Origin of the sequence: Shewanella glacialipiscicola, from assembly GCF_023283485.1 — a bacterium.
Taxonomy (GTDB): Bacteria; Pseudomonadota; Gammaproteobacteria; order Enterobacterales; family Shewanellaceae; genus Shewanella; species Shewanella glacialipiscicola.
Genome location: NZ_JAKILU010000012.1, coordinates 58,325 through 74,241, shown reverse-complemented (window position 1 = coordinate 74,241; position 15,917 = coordinate 58,325). Strand labels below are relative to the sequence as shown.

At 46.7% G+C, this 15,917-nt stretch carries 16 protein-coding genes; 12 read left to right on the top strand and 4 right to left on the bottom strand.

All coding sequences use genetic code 11. The features are described 5' to 3' along the window. Positions 1 to 3: 3 nt before the first annotated feature. A complete protein-coding gene (gene aroQ, locus L2717_RS10985) occupies positions 4 to 444 on the bottom strand; it encodes a type II 3-dehydroquinate dehydratase (RefSeq protein WP_220773105.1) in 441 nt (146 codons plus the stop codon). Positions 445 to 640: 196 nt separating this feature from the next. Then, positions 641 to 1,072, bottom strand: coding sequence for an alternative ribosome rescue aminoacyl-tRNA hydrolase ArfB (gene arfB / locus L2717_RS10980; protein WP_220773104.1), 432 nt, complete (start codon positions 1,070 to 1,072; stop codon positions 641 to 643). A gap of 136 nt (positions 1,073 to 1,208) precedes the next feature. On the opposite strand from arfB, the gene L2717_RS10975 reads away from it, so the two are divergent. The 7 genes from L2717_RS10975 (at position 1,209) to L2717_RS10945 (ending at position 9,202) form a co-directional block, all read left to right on the top strand. Further along, positions 1,209 to 1,574 carry a SpoIIAA family protein gene (locus L2717_RS10975; RefSeq protein WP_220773103.1) on the top strand — a complete coding sequence of 122 codons (366 nt, stop codon included), beginning with the start codon at positions 1,209 to 1,211 and terminating at the stop codon, positions 1,572 to 1,574. 35 nt (positions 1,575 to 1,609) lie between these two features. Then, positions 1,610 to 1,816: a DUF3012 domain-containing protein gene (locus L2717_RS10970; protein ID WP_220773102.1), complete on the top strand. Its 207-nt coding sequence runs from the start codon at positions 1,610 to 1,612 to the stop codon at positions 1,814 to 1,816. Between the two features lie 76 nt (positions 1,817 to 1,892). After that, a complete protein-coding gene (locus L2717_RS10965; protein WP_220773108.1) occupies positions 1,893 to 2,336 on the top strand; it encodes a hypothetical protein in 444 nt (147 codons plus the stop codon). Between the two features lie 334 nt (positions 2,337 to 2,670). Then, positions 2,671 to 4,092 carry a TolC family protein gene (locus tag L2717_RS10960; RefSeq protein ID WP_220773101.1) on the top strand — a complete coding sequence of 474 codons (1,422 nt, stop codon included), beginning with the start codon at positions 2,671 to 2,673 and terminating at the stop codon, positions 4,090 to 4,092. A 13-nt stretch (positions 4,093 to 4,105) separates the two neighbouring features. Beyond that, complete coding sequence (locus tag L2717_RS10955; RefSeq protein WP_220773100.1) at positions 4,106 to 5,401, top strand: efflux RND transporter periplasmic adaptor subunit; 1,296 nt, start codon at positions 4,106 to 4,108, stop codon at positions 5,399 to 5,401. Positions 5,402 to 5,431: 30 nt separating this feature from the next. Then, positions 5,432 to 8,695, top strand: coding sequence for an efflux RND transporter permease subunit (locus L2717_RS10950; protein WP_220773099.1), 3,264 nt, complete (start codon positions 5,432 to 5,434; stop codon positions 8,693 to 8,695). A 183-nt stretch (positions 8,696 to 8,878) separates the two neighbouring features. Further along, positions 8,879 to 9,202, top strand: coding sequence for an antibiotic biosynthesis monooxygenase family protein (locus L2717_RS10945; RefSeq protein ID WP_220773098.1), 324 nt, complete (start codon positions 8,879 to 8,881; stop codon positions 9,200 to 9,202). 72 nt (positions 9,203 to 9,274) lie between these two features. Here L2717_RS10945 and mscL read toward each other — a convergent pair whose 3' ends face one another. After that, a complete protein-coding gene (gene mscL, locus L2717_RS10940) occupies positions 9,275 to 9,685 on the bottom strand; it encodes a large-conductance mechanosensitive channel protein MscL (RefSeq protein ID WP_220773097.1) in 411 nt (136 codons plus the stop codon). Positions 9,686 to 9,890: 205 nt separating this feature from the next. Further along, positions 9,891 to 10,835: a LysR family transcriptional regulator gene (locus tag L2717_RS10935; protein WP_246611734.1), complete on the bottom strand. Its 945-nt coding sequence runs from the start codon at positions 10,833 to 10,835 to the stop codon at positions 9,891 to 9,893. Positions 10,836 to 10,929: 94 nt separating this feature from the next. On the opposite strand from L2717_RS10935, the gene L2717_RS10930 reads away from it, so the two are divergent. The 5 genes from L2717_RS10930 (at position 10,930) to L2717_RS10910 (ending at position 15,545) form a co-directional block, all read left to right on the top strand. Continuing rightward, entirely contained in the window at positions 10,930 to 11,988 is a 1,059-nt protein-coding gene (locus L2717_RS10930) for an HlyD family secretion protein (RefSeq protein WP_220773096.1), read from the top strand. Position 11,989: 1 nt separating this feature from the next. After that, positions 11,990 to 13,618, top strand: coding sequence for a DHA2 family efflux MFS transporter permease subunit (locus tag L2717_RS10925; RefSeq protein ID WP_220773095.1), 1,629 nt, complete (start codon positions 11,990 to 11,992; stop codon positions 13,616 to 13,618). 170 nt (positions 13,619 to 13,788) lie between these two features. Beyond that, positions 13,789 to 14,244 carry a GNAT family N-acetyltransferase gene (locus tag L2717_RS10920; protein WP_220773094.1) on the top strand — a complete coding sequence of 152 codons (456 nt, stop codon included), beginning with the start codon at positions 13,789 to 13,791 and terminating at the stop codon, positions 14,242 to 14,244. Positions 14,245 to 14,302: 58 nt separating this feature from the next. After that, entirely contained in the window at positions 14,303 to 14,629 is a 327-nt protein-coding gene (locus L2717_RS10915; RefSeq protein WP_006084260.1) for a putative quinol monooxygenase, read from the top strand. Between the two features lie 28 nt (positions 14,630 to 14,657). Beyond that, entirely contained in the window at positions 14,658 to 15,545 is an 888-nt protein-coding gene (locus L2717_RS10910) for a radical SAM protein (protein WP_220773093.1), read from the top strand. The last annotated feature ends 372 nt before the right edge of the window (positions 15,546 to 15,917 follow it).

Here is a 15,917-nt window from a genome sequence, read left to right as displayed (position 1 = left end):
GATTTATTGTGGTTGATTTAGCCGCTTAACGGCCGCTGCTAGCGCAAATTCATAACCCTGTGCGCCAAAACCACAAATTACGCCTATCGCCTTATCTGAGAAATAAGAATGCTGACGGAAGGCTTCACGGGCGTGCACATTGGATAAATGTACTTCATAAAAAGGAATATCGACCCCCAGTAAGGCATCACGCAGGGCAACGCTGGTATGGGTAAAAGCGGCAGGATTGATAATAATCAGTTGTGCATCGGTCGCATGAATCGCATTGATAAGTTCAAACTCGGCATTGGACTGAATATGTTCTAGCTCAACGCCTGCCAGCTTGGCTTGCTGGTGTAGTTCGGCGACTATGCCGGCTAAGGTTTGATGACCGTAAACGCTGGGCTCGCGGCGACCTAAGAGGTTCAGATTAGGGCCATTGACGAGTAAAATTTTGTGACTCATTGGGCTTTCCTTTACTCCAAGCCTTAATGTTCAAGCTAGGATAAATCGAGTTTAATGTATGTGCTAGACCACTAACTTAACCTGTTCAACTGGATTTTGCATTATCTGTTCATCGATTATGCATGAGCCGATTATGCCATTGAAATCCTGCGCCATTATTGGCCGATTTTAACTGCTACTTAATGTTTATTACCCATTAATAGTCACTCTTTTGCTGACGCATGGCTTTCGTCGCGCCTTTTTGTTTTTTAGTGTCTAAGCGCCGAGTTTGGCTGCCCTTAGTCGCGCGGGTCGGGATACGCTTTTTTTGCACTTCACCGACACTCGCCACTAAGGCAATAAATTGCTCTAATGCGGTTTGGCGGTTGGAGTCTTGGCTGCGACTCGCTTGGCATTTTATAATAATTTTACCGCTTTTAGTGATGCGGTGATCCGCCTTATTGAGCAAGCGCTCTTGATAAAATTCAGGTAATGATGAGCTTTTAATATCAAAAATCAGCTGCGCGGCGGTGGAGACTTTATTTAAGTGCTGGCCACCCGCGCCACTCGAACGGATAAATTGCCACTCGATTTCATTTTCCTGAAGTTCCACACGGTTTGAGATTGTTATCATGGCAAACTTAGGCATCTTTCAGCGTAGATTGAGAAGTCATCAATAACTGCTTATCGCTTTCCAATAGATTTGTTATCATCGGCGCATTATTTTCCAAGGCATGGGCCAAGGTCTGTGCTTGCAAAAAGTGTTCTCGATTCGGAGTGCCTCTATGTTATGCCAAATCCCCGATATTGCTAAGGGTGTTATCAGTCTTTTTGCCAGTGGTCGGTTGTCTTCCACCGATTATCGTACTCGCTTACAACCGGCGATTAAAAGTTATCGTAAAGACTGGGGGCAAGTTTGCCTGTATGTTGAGGCCGATGTGTTGCTCGAAGGCTGGGAATTTGAGTCTCTCACTGGTAGCGGTGAAGTCCAATTACCGAGTTTTGAAGCCCTAGTCTTTGTGGGCGGCCCTGATTGGGTTGGTAATTCGGTACGATTACTGGGGCCTTTTATGCAAGGCGAAGTTGCTTGGTTTCCATTAGAGCAAAAAGCCAAAGCGATTGCTTGGATCACAAAGCGATCAACTATCTAATGGCCCAAATGGGTTTTATTTATAAGGAATTAAATATGTCTTGCTTGAAATCTTTTGCTGCTAAAACCTCGATGTCTAAAGTGAGCGCGATAGCATTGGTGCTAGCGTTTACCGCAGGGCTTAGTGCCTGTGCACCTGAAGTGGGCACTGATGCTTGGTGTAAACAGATGAAAAATAAGCCATCTGGCGATTGGACTGCCAACGAAGCGGCTGATTATGCTAAACACTGTGTGTTTAAATAATTGAGATACTCATTAATCAGTGCGTAATGTAATAAGGTGATATTTGAATTCTTCCGCTAAGCCTTTCTTTACAAGAATGGTGACCCTACTGATAGCGATAATTGTGCTGCAATTTGCCGGTGCGAATTTAGGCGCGCATCAGCTACATATGGGTAACAGCGCGGAAGAATCTGATAATCACCCCCATTTGCAATTTAGTGCGTCAGTGACCACCTTAACTCAGTGTCTCGATTGCGTATGCCCAAGCGAGCAAAGTCTCGGATTTGTACTGGATGTTGATATTGCGGGCAAAACATCGGGTAAAAATCTAGGCAGTGAATTTCATTCACACTTAGTGAAAACTACCGAAATACAAGATTTTGATTTGTGTCTTGATTGCCAATGTCATGGCGGTCATGTGGCACTGTTATCCTCAGTGCTTAACCAGCCTGAACAGGCGTTAGCAAGCGTTTACCTTGCTAACGATTTAACCTATTTCTCACCTGATAATCTCCCTAAGTACCGCCCACCTATCGTTTAATTCTTCAATATTTTGCTTATTCCTCGGCCGAGAGTAATTGATTCATCCTATTGAATTTCATTCTTTGCTGTGAGGTAAGCCATTGACATTCATCCCTATAAAACTGCCTTAACTGACGCGCTGCACTATTAGCCAATGATAACTAATTAATTATTAGCTAACGAGTCGCTAGCGGTGCAGCCAGTGGTGCATTTTTACCCATGTATAGCATGGCGGGATGATTCGAGCGGCGCTGATTAACTTAGCCCTATTGATTTGAGCCTGATAGTGAGTATGCACTCATATTAAGGCGCACAAGTCAGCCGTTCTACATTCGATATTGTTAGGATTTACGATGAAAAAAAATATTCTCGCCCATGCCTTGCCTTTGTTATTGAGGCTAGGCCGATCTTGTTGTCGATATAGTTTATTGGGCAACGGTTTATTGCTGACCCTTGTACCCGCATCCTTTGCCCTCGCGGCAGAAAATCACCTCACTGAAACTTATTCCCTCGAAGCTAAGGCATTTAAGGCTCAGTCACTGGGTTTACCTACCCCAAAAATAGAAGTGCCATACATCGCCTTTGGCCAATGGCTGCCTGAGTTACTCAAACAGTTCAATCTGTTACCTGAAGTGCAGGCGCAGCTTATAAAGCAACAGCAAGCCGAACTGGTGATTCAAGCAGCAGATCGCGCCGTGTATAACCCCGAACTTGGGCTTAATTATCAACATGCCGATACCGACTCCTACAGCGTAGGGCTGAGCCAAACCCTTGATTGGGGCGATAAGCGCGGCGTAGCAATGCATCGTGCTGAACTAGAAGCACAAATCCTGTTAGCAGACATAGGCTTAGAGCGTAGCCAAATGTTAGCCGAACGTTTACTGGCGTTGGCAGAACAAGCTCAAAGCCGTAAGGCACTGACTTTTGCTGAGCAACAATTCAGGTTTACCAAGGCGCAGCTCAATATTGCCGAGCAGCGGCTGGCTGCGGGGGATTTATCCAACGTCGAATTACAACTAATGCGTTTGGAGCTTGCGACCAATACCGCCGATTATGCGCTTGCCGAGCAGGCAAATTTAGTCGCTGACGGCAAAGTGATTGCACTACTGGGCGGTCATCATTTTGCCTTCGCTGAGTTTATCGAAGAAATTAAGCGCTCGGTGACACAGTTGAAAGGCGATGTGAATACGGCGTCAACCTTGCCTGCTCTCTCGAGTGCTTACCAACAAGTGTTGCTTGCCAGAGTCAATACGATGCAAGTGAAGGCAAACGCTTCAGCGGACCCGACTATCAGTATCAGCGCTGAAAAAGAGGGCACTGATAATAAGCTCGGTGTTGGTGTATCGATTCCTCTGCACGTGCGTAATAACTACAGTGAGTTACAAGCTGTGGCCGATAAGGGCATCGCGATCGCACAGCAAGGCTATCTTGCCCGTGAGCGAGTGCTTACCGCCAAGCAGCAACAAGTCCTCCATGCGTTACCTCGTTTATTAGAGCGTTACCAAGACTGGCGCGAGCTAGTGCAAACCTCGGCCGCAAAAGCGGCTAAATCCTTAGACCAACAATGGCAGGCGGGTGATGTGAGTACTAGCGAGTACTTACAGAGTCGCCGTCAGTTAGCCGCCAGCTATTTAGTGGGCTTAAACCTAGAAACGGCTATTTATCAAAGCTGGTTATCTTGGATGGGCGAAAGCGGCCAGCTTATGCCCTTATTGGACAGCTCCGCTGAATTGAAAAGTTCAATGCCAAGCGCCGTTGCACGCACAGTCAAATAATGAGGTAACACTAATGAATTTAAATAATCACTTTAACGCTATCGAGTCTTATACGGTTGTTATATCAGAAATAATTGTCATGTCTAAATCGACTGCAGCTGAAATCACCGCGCCTGCAAAGCGTCAATTTAAACTGTCGACACTCGCTCTCGCATTTTTTGTGCTTGGCTGCGGGGCGCTTTTTACCGCGCAATCTTCATGGGCTGGGGATGATCACGCTTCAGTCACGAAAACGGAGCCTGCTGATGAACATGGCGAACAAGCACTGAGGTTGACACCAGCGCAGCAAGCTTTAGCGGGCATTAGCTTGTTGCCGTTGTCGAGCGATAGCTTGAATATCGCCAACTTAAATCTGGATATTAGTGCAACAGCAACCTTAGTGGTGGATCGCGATAGAACCGCAACCCTCGCTCCGCAGCTTGATGTCCGTGTGCTGGCACGCCATGTAGTACCTGGGCAAGAGGTTAAAAAAGGTGAGCCTTTACTTACCTTGGGCGGCACTGCGGTTGCCCAGGCGCAGGCAGATTATATCAATGCCGCCGCTGAATGGAGCAGAGTTAAACGTATGAGTGAGGGCGCTGTGAGTGTTAGCCGCCGTATGCAAGCACAAGTAGATGCCGAACTTAAACGGGCTATTTTAGAGGCCATTAAAATGACGAGCGCGCAAATTCGCGCATTAGAATCGACGCCTGAAGCGATTGGTAGTTATCAACTGCTGGCACCGATTGAGGGTCGGGTGCAACAGGATATCGCCATGCTAGGGCAAGTGTTTAGCGCCGGTACGCCGTTAATGCAGCTGACCGATGAATCCTATTTATGGGTCGAGGCGCAGTTAACGCCAACGCAAACTGCACATATAAATGTCGGCAGCGCCGCCTTGGTACAAGTGGGTGATAAAACGCTGGCGGGTAAAATTATTGGCCGTTCCCATGAACTTGATAGCGTGACGCGCACCGAGCAAGTGCTAGTGAGTATGCCCAATCCTAATCATGTGTTGCATGCGGGGCAATTTGCCGAGCTGTATTTTGCCAATACTATCGCCAACTCTGCTGATAAGGCTGGTGGAATTGTGCTGCCCGATGCGGCGCTTACCCGTAGCGGCGATGGTGATTGGCAGATTTTTATTCAAGATGAAGATGGTTTTGAATCGATTGAGGTTGAAGTGGTGCAGCGTCAGCGTGGGTTGAGTGTAGTGCAAAGTGCTGAGCTTGAAAAAGCTAGACAAGCACAGCTTAAGGTCGTGGTTAGTGGGGCATTTTTCTTAGCATCTGAGTTGGCGAAAGCGGGCTTTGATATCCATAACCACTAATGTTGCCACTGAACGCTTGAGGGATTTTGTATGTTACAAAAGTTAATCGAAGCCGCGATTAAAAATCGGCTGTTAGTGGTGTTGGCGCTGCTCGCTATGATAGTAGCAAGCGTGTTTATGTTACCTAAATTAAATCTTGATGCTTTTCCCGATGTCACCAACGTGCAAGTGACCATTAATACTGCGGCTGAAGGATTAGCGGCTGAAGAGGTCGAAAAGCTCATCAGTTATCCGGTGGAATCGGCTATGTACGCCTTACCTGCGGTAACTGAGGTTCGTTCGCTATCGCGTACTGGCTTATCTATCGTGACCGTAGTCTTTGCCGAAGGGACGGATATTTACTTTGCCCGCCAGCAGGTGTTTGAACAGTTGCAAGCGGCGCGGGAGATGATCCCAAGCGGTGTAGGTGTACCTGAAATTGGCCCCAACACATCAGGGTTAGGGCAGATCTATCAATATATTCTGCGCGCCGAACCCAGCTCTGGCATCAGTTCTACCGAATTACGTAGCTTAAATGATTATCTAGTGAAACTGATACTGATGCCCGTTGGCGGCGTGACTGAAGTGTTGTCTTTTGGTGGCGATGTGCGCCAATACCAAGTGCAGGTCGACCCCAATAAGCTGCGTGCCTATGGCTTGTCGATGGCGCAAGTGACCGAGGCGCTTGAAAGCAATAACCGTAACGCTGGAGGTTGGTTTATGGACCAAGGCCAAGAGCAGCTGGTGGTGCGCGGTTACGGTATGTTGCCCGCAGGGAAAGAGGGTTTAGTGGCGATCGCACAAATCCCTCTTACGGAGGCTAAAGGCACACCCGTGCGCGTGGGGGATATCGCCAAAGTGGACTTTGGCAGTGAAATCCGTGTCGGCGCGGTTACGATGACGCGCCGCGATACTAGCGGACAAGCGCAACCTCTTGGTGAAGTGGTGGCGGGTGTGGTGCTTAAACGCATGGGCGCTAACACTAAGGCGACGATTGATGATATTAGCGCGCGGGTGAAGCTTATTGAACAGGGATTGCCCGACGGTGTGTCTTTTGAGGTGTTTTACGATCAAGCTGATTTGGTCAAACAAGCCGTAACGACGGTGCGTGATGCGCTGTTAATGGCCTTCGTGTTTATTGTCGTGATTTTGGCGCTGTTCCTTGTCAATATTCGGGCTACCTTACTGGTGCTGTTATCCATACCCGTTTCTATCGGGCTGGCGTTAATGGCTATGTCCTACTACGGGCTGTCGGCAAACTTAATGTCGCTGGGTGGTTTAGCCGTGGCGATCGGCATGTTAGTCGATGGTTCTGTGGTGATGGTGGAGAATATTTTCAAGCATCTCACTCAGCCAGATCGCCGTCATTTAAAGGCGGCAAGCACGCGCGCCGATGGTGAGCTCGACCCCTATCACGGCGATGAGGATGGTGTTAACGGGATTAGAGAACGAAGTGATAGCGGAAAAAATAGCGTAACTGACTCAACTAAGGCTGCCGATAGCATGGTCATCCGCATCATGCTTGCGGCAAAAGAGGTTTGTAGCCCTATCTTTTTTGCGACCGCAATTATTATCGTGGTGTTTGCACCGCTGTTTGCCCTAGAAGGGGTTGAAGGTAAGCTATTTCAGCCGATGGCGGTCAGTATTATTCTGGCGATGATATCGGCACTGTTGGTAGCACTTATTGCGGTGCCAGCCCTTGCCGTGTATCTGTTCAAGCATGGCGTGGTACTTAAACAAAGTATAATTTTAGCGCCGTTGGATACGGCTTATCGCAGGCTACTGACAACAACACTCGCAAGGCCAAAAATGGTGATACTCAGTGCCCTATTGATGTTTGGTTTTAGCTTATTGTTATTACCGCAACTGGGTACAGAGTTTGTCCCCGAACTAGAGGAGGGCACGATTAACATGCGAGTGACGCTGGCGCCGACCGCCAGTTTAGGCACGTCGCTTGAAGTGGCGCCTAAACTCGAGGCTATTTTGCTAGAGTTTCCCGAGGTGGAATATGCCTTAAGTCGCATTGGCGCGCCTGAGCTTGGCGGCGATCCTGAGCCTGTGAGTAATATCGAAATTTATATCGGGCTCAAACCAATAGATGAGTGGCAATCGGCGAGTTCACGTTTAGCATTACAACGCTTGATGGAAACTAAACTCAGTGTGTTCCCTGGGCTTTTGCTGACCTTTTCACAACCGATTGCAACGCGGGTAGATGAGTTGCTTTCGGGCGTAAAAGCGCAATTGGCGATCAAAATATTCGGCCCAGATTTAGCGGTATTGTCACAGAAGGGCCAAACGCTCACTGATTTAGTCGCAAAAACCCCCGGCGCTGTTGATGTATCACTTGAGCAAGTCAGCGGTGAGGCGCAATTAGTGGTGCGGCCAAAGCGCGAGCTATTGGCGCGTTATGGCATAAGTGTCGACCAAGTGATGAGCCTTGTTAGCCAAGGCATTGGCGGTGCGAGTGCGGGACAGGTTATTGATGGTAATGCCAGATACGACATCAATCTGCGCCTCGCGGCGGAGTTTCGCCAAAGTCCCGATGCGATTAAAGACTTGCTACTCAGTGGCACTAATGGTGCCACGGTACGCTTAGAAGAAATTGCCACAGTAGAGGTAGAAATGGCGCCGCCGAATATTCGCCGTGACGATGTACAGCGCCGCGTGGTGGTGCAGGCTAACGTGGCAGGGCGCGATATGGGCTCTGTGGTGAAAGATATCTATGCTTTAGTACCACAAATTGACTTACCAGCAGGCTATACGGTGATCATTGGTGGTCAGTATGAGAATCAGCAACGGGCACAGCAAAAGCTGATGCTAGTGGTGCCAGTTTCTATCGCCTTGATTGCCTTGCTGTTGTACTTCTCCTTTGGTTCATTCAAGCAAGTGTTACTCATTATGGCGAACGTACCCTTAGCTTTGATTGGCGGCATAGTGGCTTTGTATGTCAGTGGCACTTATTTATCTGTGCCTAGCTCAATTGGCTTTATCACTCTATTTGGTGTGGCCGTACTTAATGGTGTGGTGTTGGTGGATTCTATTAATCAGCGTAGGCAAAGTGGTGAAGCACTGTATGACTGCGTATATGAAGGAACCGTTGGCCGATTACGACCGGTATTAATGACGGCACTGACCTCGGCATTAGGCTTGATCCCTATTTTATTATCTTCTGGCGTGGGCAGCGAAATCCAAAAACCGTTAGCAGTGGTGATTATCGGTGGCTTATTTAGCTCGACGGCGCTGACGTTACTGGTATTACCAACCTTATATAGATGGTTGTATAGAAACGATAAGCACTTCGATGCACTTGGTTAAGCGGAGTTAAACTTAAATTAAGCCGTGAACGAGGACAATATCTTGAACTCTTTAAGGTGATTATCCTCGTATTAGAGCAGGTTATTTTATTGACTAAAAGATTAAAAAATCAGTGAGCTAACAGGCTGTAGATAGGCTAGTCTTAGAACTGACATTTAAGGACGTTAATTTTTGGAGAGCGTTATGATCGCTGTAATTTTTGAAGTCATCCCGACACAAGAAGGGAAGGAAGAGTATCTGCACGTGGCGGCTGAAATGCGCCAATATTTAGAAGGCCGTAAGGGATTAATTTCGATTGAACGTTTTCAGAGCTTAACTGACGATGGCAAAGTGCTGAGTTTGTCGTTTTGGGAAGACCAAGCCTCTATTACCCAATGGCGTAATCAAATGGCCCACAGCATTGCTGAGCAAACGGGCATAGTGCCTTGCTTGTTTAATTCTTACCGTATTCGTGTCGCCGAAGTGGTACAAGATTACAGTGAAACGATACACATTGAAGCTGAGTAATTGCTTATCTAACGGACATAAAAAAACCATCGAAGTCGATGGTTTTTTTATGTCCGGCGCTAAGATGGTAGATTATTTTTCTTGCTGAGCTTTTAATAAGTCACGGATTTCAGACAGTAACTCTTGCTCTTTGGTTGGTGCTGGTGGCGCTGTTGGGGCGGCTTCTTCTTTGCGCTTTAAGCGGTTAATCGCTTTAACACCCATGAAAATGGCGAAAGCGATAATAGTAAAGTCGATAATGGTTTGAATAAATTTACCATAAGCAATAACAACTGATGGCGTGTCACCTTGAGCGGCCTGTAGCACTATGCTCAAATCGCTAAAGTTTACCCCGCCTAGGATAATACCAATTGGTGGCATGATGACATCGGCCACAAAAGACGACACGATTTTTCCGAATGCGGCACCAATGATAATACCTACAGCCATGTCGATAACATTGCCACGTGACGCAAAAGCCTTGAACTCTTTAAGTAAGCTCATCGGGGTTTCTCCAAAATTAAGATTGAATGTTAAATATTGTTATGAAGGATGTATCAACAAAACCTAATAAATTTTTGCTGTTCGTTACCTTTGTAAGCTTATAGTGGCTTGTGGATTAAGGCAATTATGAGCTTGGGGTATTCTTCTTTCTACTGCGATTTAAAACCTCAAAAGTTACAATTGTTACTGCTAATAGCGAAATGATTTACGCGCTAGTATCGGCTTGGCTGATAAAATCGGGAACTTCTAATACTTGCGATCCCCAACGTTTAAATAAAGCGGAATAGATAAACTCTATAAAAACACGGTATTTTCGCGGTAAATATGCCCGTTGCGGATAGCTGAGCACGACCTTAGTCTGGCTCATCGGGTAGTCATCTAATAATGGGATTAAGTGGCCCTTTTCTAATGCTGTTTGGGCGATGATAGAGGGCACTGCTGTTATTCCAAGCCCTGCAATGGCGGCCTCGCGGGCTAGAGTGACATTGTTTACCGTCAGTTGGGTCATGGGTTCAGCAATAATCCAGCTTTTACCATCGAATAACTTCCATGCTCCTTCAATATGTGCCGACTGCAAACGGATGGCTTTATGCTTAGTTAAGTCCTGTGGCACTTTGGGTGTGCCATGCTGGGCTAAATAAGCCGGGCTTGCCATGAGCGATTTATGGGCATTGACTAAGGCATAGCTTTGCAGGCGGGTATCACTCGAATCGGCAATTTGAAATAACAAATCGATACCTTCTTCTATTGCATCGACTTTACGATTAGTCAGCTCGGCGTCTATAGTAATATCAGGATAAAGTGTTAAAAACTGGGCGAAAATTGGCCCTAAAAAGAGTTGACCTAATTCAATCGGGCAAACAATTTTAAGATTACCTTTGATCAATTGTTGCTGGGCGCTGAGCTGATGTTCGGCGCTCTGTAAATCGATAAGAATTTTATTGATGCGATTGTAATAACTCGATCCCGCCTCGGTAAGCTTTAGGGCTCTAGTGGTACGAAATAGCAGTTGTGCTCCGGTATCCGCTTCGAGTTCAGCAATTTTACGGCTTACGGTGGCTTTAGTAATCCCAAGGGCTTTTGCAGCGCCAGTAAAACTGCCTTGCTCGACTACTTGAGCGAAAATTTGCACGCGATTGAGATCCATCATTGTTACACCTGTGAAACAGTGGGGTTATTTTTTACTGACTAATAAACTTATTGAGACAGTAGTACACTAGATATCACTAATCAAGGAGTCATTCATGTCCAAAAGTAAACTCATTATCGCCGTCCCATTGTTATTTGCCGCAGTTGCGGGAGGCGGTTATTACTGGTGGACACTGGTACGTTTTCTTGAAACCACGGATAACGCTTATGTGGATGCGGATATTTCCCATGTTAGCGTTAAAGTGCCTGGTTACGTGGTGTTAAGTGGCGTAACCGATAACCAACATGTGCAAAAGGGTGAGTTATTAGCCCAGCTTGAAGATAACCAATTTACTGCCAAATTGAATCAAGCCGAAGCATCGCTTGCCAGTTCGAAGGCAGACTTGCAAACCTTGGCCGCTAAAGTGGAGTTACAACGTGCTTTAATCACCCAAGCCAGTGCCGGTGTTGTGGCAGCCCAGTCCGATAAAATACGGGCGCAGCAACAATTGAGCCGCTCGCAAAAGCTTAAAGTCAGTAATTACAGCTCCCAAGATGATGTTGACCAACTGCAAGCAGGATTTGATTCTGCTGCTGCCCGCCTCGATGAAGCTAAAGCCGTGCTGGTGGCAAAACAACGTGAGTTAGCAGTTTTTAATGCTCAGTTAGATCAGGCGGATTCCGTAGTTGAACGGGCTAACGCCACCTTAGAACTGGCTAAGATTCAGTTAAATGATACCCGTGTTACCGCACCGTTTTCTGGGGTGATTGGTAAACGTGGCGCTATGGTGGGGCAATATGTGCAGCCCGGCCAAGCACTTTACAGTTTGGTTCCGGATGGGGCTGTGTGGATCACGGCGAATTTTAAAGAGACCCAAATCCAACATATGCAAGCAGGGCAGTCGGTACAGGTCAGTCTTGATGCGTTTCCTGATAAAACCTTCATCGGTGTTATCGACAGTCTGTCACCAGCGTCCGGCTCCAAATTTAGTCTATTGCCAGCAGAAAATGCCACCGGTAACTTCACTAAAATAGTGCAACGCATTCCTGTGCGTATTCGCCTCGATTTGTCTGCGGAAGAGGCGCACGTATTACCGGGGTTAAGTGCGGTAGTGAAAGTAGATACGGCGTCAGGCCCAGTTACATCGGCAATCGCTGCAAATATAGGTCGTTAGTATGAGCGCAACTGGCTCTATAGCTGCGTCTGCCGATATGGAGGCGCAGGGCATCAGTGCATCTAAAATCCCCACTGGTTATGAGCGTGGTAGTCGCCGCTCATGGATTGCTGTATTTGGTGGTTTGATTGGCGCTTTTATGGCGATCCTCGATATCCAAATTACCAATGCATCGTTGAAGGAAATTCAAGGCAGCCTAGGCGCAACCCTCGAAGAAGGCAGTTGGATTTCAACCGCGTATCTGGTGGCTGAAATGATTGCGATCCCGCTCTCGGGTTGGCTCAGTACTGGATTGTCGGTCAGACGTTATTTACTGTGGACCACCGCCGCCTTTATTTTTGCTTCAATTTTATGCTCTTTAGCGTGGAATTTAGAGGCGATGATCGCCTTTCGGGCGCTGCAAGGTTTCTTTGGTGGCGCGCTTATTCCGCTGGCCTTTAGGCTGATTCTGGAGTTTTTACCCGATAATAAGCGTGCTGTCGGCATGGCGTTATTTGGTGTTACTGCAACCTTTGCCCCTTCAATTGGCCCGACATTAGGCGGTTGGTTGACCGAGCAATTTAGCTGGCATTATCTGTTTTATATCAACGTGCCACCGGGTTTGTTGGTGATGGCGATGTTGGCTTACGGTTTAGAGAAAAAATCGATTGTTTGGGATAAACTGAAAAATGTCGATTTAGCGGGCATTGTCACTATGGCATTAGGCATGGGTTGCCTTGAAGTAGTGCTCGAAGAAGGTAACCGTAAAGACTGGTTTGGCTCGGAGCTTATTCGTAATTTAACGATCATTGCTGCTGTTAATATAGTGTTGTTTGTGTGGATCCAGTTAAGGCGTAAAGAGCCATTAGTCAATTTGCGTCTACTCGGTAAACGTGACTTTTTGCTTTCCACCGTGGCCTATTTTTTACTCGGGATGGCACTGTTTGGCGCTATCTATTTAATTCCGCTGTATCTATCGCAAGTTCACGATTACACACCGTTAGAAATCGGTGGCGTGATTATGTGGATGGGATTTCCACAGTTATTAGTGTTGCCCTTAGTGCCCAAATTAATGGAGCGTTTTGATAGCCGTTATCTTGCCGCGTTTGGTTTTTTAATGTTCGCCATTAGCTATTACATGAATAGTCAGATGACCGCAGATTATGCCGGCCCACAGATGATCGCCTCGCAAATAGTACGAGCTCTGGGCCAGCCGTTTATCTTAGTGCCGATTGGGATGCTCGCGACCATGCATTTAAAACCCCATGAAAATGCCTCGGCATCAACGGTATTAAACGTGATGCGTAACTTAGGCGGCGCCTTTGGTATTGCGTTAGTTGCGACCCTGTCTGATACCTTGTCGCGCGCACATTTGGCGCATATTAAAGAATCTTTACCCGCAGTGAGCACACAAGCGCAGGATTATTTAGCTCAAAGCGCCAGTATGTTGCAAGCGGGAGGTTCAGACCCTTACACTGCGGCTTTGCAAGCAAAAGCTTTATTAGCTAAAACCATGAGCCAGCAAGCCTATATTCAAGCCTATAACGATGTGTTCTACATTATAGGCGCGCTGTTACTTATCGCTGTTTTTGCCGTATTGCTTATTCGTAAACCCACGGTGCCGGTATCCCACGATGCTATGGTCGAATAAAGACGAAGTTGTTAGTTGACCTTGTTGAATAGCATAAATCCCTCTCAAATTTATTTAATCTATTCAACACGTTTTACACCTTAGTCTTAGCCGATTAAGGTGCTTTTTTATGGTCTTTATGCTGTGGTAGACTCAAAGCTCTTTTTCGATGATGTGCAGAAGGTGAACGCTTGCAGTGGCAAAATCTTACATTTAATCAATTAAATGCCAATACGCTATACGACATATTAAAACTCAGAGTCGATGTGTTTGTGGTGGAGCAGGCCTGCGCGTATCCTGAGCTTGATGATAAGGATAGGCACCCACAAACCCAACATTTAATTGGCTTGTCGCCAGCGGGTGAACTCCTTAGTTACGCGCGCATTTTACCGCCGGGGCTAAGCTATCCTGAGGCGAGTATTGGCCGCGTGGTGGTATCGCCATCAGCGCGAGGTAAAGGGCTGGCAATGCTTTTAATGCAACACGCCATCGAAGCTGTGCTAACGACTTGGCCCGATGCTGGCATTCAAATTGGTGCCCAAGATTACCTGAAAGCCTTTTATCAAACGCTGGGGTTTAAAGCCTGCTCGCAAATGTATTTAGAAGATGGTATTCCCCATTTAGATATGCGCTATCAATCAGCATAAGCGATCAACAAAAGCTAGGCACATAAGCATTCAACGCTAAGCCCAATAAGGAACCGAGATGTCGACTTCAACGGATTATAAAATCAATCAACAGCAAATTGCCTGTGTGGCGAGTTTTTTGGCTAAAGAGGGTAAAACCGAAGCGCTGATCGCGGCGCTTGCGAGCCTTATTCCAGATACGCGCCGCGAAGCGGGTTGTATTCGATACGAGCTTAATGTGAGCCGTGATGAACCACGTCGGGTGACGTTTGTAGAGAAGTTTGTCGATATTGCTGCTTTTGATGAGCACTGCGCTAAAGACGCCATTCAACATTATTTCCACCAAGTGATGCCCGAATTGGTTGAGTCGTTCCATGTGGAAACCTATCACCAAATTATTGTCTAATCGTGAGATAAATTATTAGGAGCTTGCAGTGTTGATTAACTATATCGAGCCAGTATTTAGACCGCCATCAGAATGGAAGTCATTGATACTGCAAGTGACTAATGGTTGCAGTTGGAATCAGTGCAGCTTTTGCGACATGTATACCCAGCCGCAAAAAGCCTTTCGGGCACAAAAGCTCGATAAGGTTGAGCAGGATATTCTGGCCGTGGCGCGTGCTGGCGTGGCGGTTTCGCGGATATTTTTGGCCGACGGCGATGCCATGAGCTTGCCCTTTGCTCGGCTTGAAGCCATTTGTGAGTTGATCAACACTCACTTGCCGCAGGTTACGCGTATTAGCAGTTATTGTTTGCCGCGTAATCTGAATAATAAAACCCCAGAGCAACTTGCACGCCTACGCGAACTTGGGCTGTCTTTACTCTATATTGGTTGTGAAAGTGGCGATGATCTAGTGCTAGATAAAATCCAAAAGGGTGAGACTTTTGAGTCATCACTCGCGGCGCTACTTAAAATCCGCGCCGCGGGGATGAAGTCATCGGTAATGATCCTCAATGGCTTAGGCGGCGTTGAGTTATCCCATCAACATGCGGTTAATTCAGCTAAGTTAATGAATGCCGCTCAGCCAGATTATCTCTCTACCTTAGTGGTCACTTTACCCTTAGGCACAGAGCGAATGGACGCAGTATTTGGCGGTCAATTTCAGTTGCCGGATCAACATGGCTTGTTCCAAGAAATGCATACCCTATTGAATCATTTGGAATTAGAACAGACGATTTTTAGATCAGACCATGCCTCCAATTATTTAGTGCTCAAAGGCGTGCTTGGTAAGGACAAGGCGAAATTGCTGGCACAGGTTGCACTCGCCATCAATGCGCCGCGCAGCATTCCCTTAAGACAAGAATGGCAGCGTGGGCTTTAAGGGGCGGCAGTTTAACCCTAGCACTGTCAGCTAAATCAAACGTTAATCTAGGTAGAAAGAGGTATGTCAATTATATGGATAGCCTTCACATAACTCATTAAAAAAGATATGAATTGTCTACAGGTGGTGCATATTGATCGCCGCTACCTTGCGAAATAACCATCGCAGGATAACTAACTCAGTAAATAAGTGTGTAGCGAAATAGGGCTATGAACGTTATTGTTTATATTAATGGTTATTTATATCTCGCATAAATACCCCTTCAAAGTCGACGTTTGATATCTATTACAGCGAATCAAAGCAGAGAGTCCGTTTTATCAAAAACTGAGGCTTGTCATTGTAGCTAGTGTTATTTTTCAATTAAAACAGTGA

Coding starts and splice junctions, on each gene's coding strand:
- aroQ (WP_220773105.1), bottom strand. CDS start 444: ATGAGTCACAAAATTTTACTCGTCAATGGCCCTAATCTGAACCTCTTA.
- arfB (WP_220773104.1), bottom strand. CDS start 1,072: ATGCCTAAGTTTGCCATGATAACAATCTCAAACCGTGTGGAACTTCAG.
- L2717_RS10975 (WP_220773103.1), top strand. CDS start 1,209: ATGTTATGCCAAATCCCCGATATTGCTAAGGGTGTTATCAGTCTTTTT.
- L2717_RS10970 (WP_220773102.1), top strand. CDS start 1,610: ATGTCTTGCTTGAAATCTTTTGCTGCTAAAACCTCGATGTCTAAAGTG.
- L2717_RS10965 (WP_220773108.1), top strand. CDS start 1,893: ATGGTGACCCTACTGATAGCGATAATTGTGCTGCAATTTGCCGGTGCG.
- L2717_RS10960 (WP_220773101.1), top strand. CDS start 2,671: ATGAAAAAAAATATTCTCGCCCATGCCTTGCCTTTGTTATTGAGGCTA.
- L2717_RS10955 (WP_220773100.1), top strand. CDS start 4,106: ATGAATTTAAATAATCACTTTAACGCTATCGAGTCTTATACGGTTGTT.
- L2717_RS10950 (WP_220773099.1), top strand. CDS start 5,432: ATGTTACAAAAGTTAATCGAAGCCGCGATTAAAAATCGGCTGTTAGTG.
- L2717_RS10945 (WP_220773098.1), top strand. CDS start 8,879: ATGATCGCTGTAATTTTTGAAGTCATCCCGACACAAGAAGGGAAGGAA.
- mscL (WP_220773097.1), bottom strand. CDS start 9,685: ATGAGCTTACTTAAAGAGTTCAAGGCTTTTGCGTCACGTGGCAATGTT.
- L2717_RS10935 (WP_246611734.1), bottom strand. CDS start 10,835: ATGATGGATCTCAATCGCGTGCAAATTTTCGCTCAAGTAGTCGAGCAA.
- L2717_RS10930 (WP_220773096.1), top strand. CDS start 10,930: ATGTCCAAAAGTAAACTCATTATCGCCGTCCCATTGTTATTTGCCGCA.
- L2717_RS10925 (WP_220773095.1), top strand. CDS start 11,990: ATGAGCGCAACTGGCTCTATAGCTGCGTCTGCCGATATGGAGGCGCAG.
- L2717_RS10915 (WP_006084260.1), top strand. CDS start 14,303: ATGTCGACTTCAACGGATTATAAAATCAATCAACAGCAAATTGCCTGT.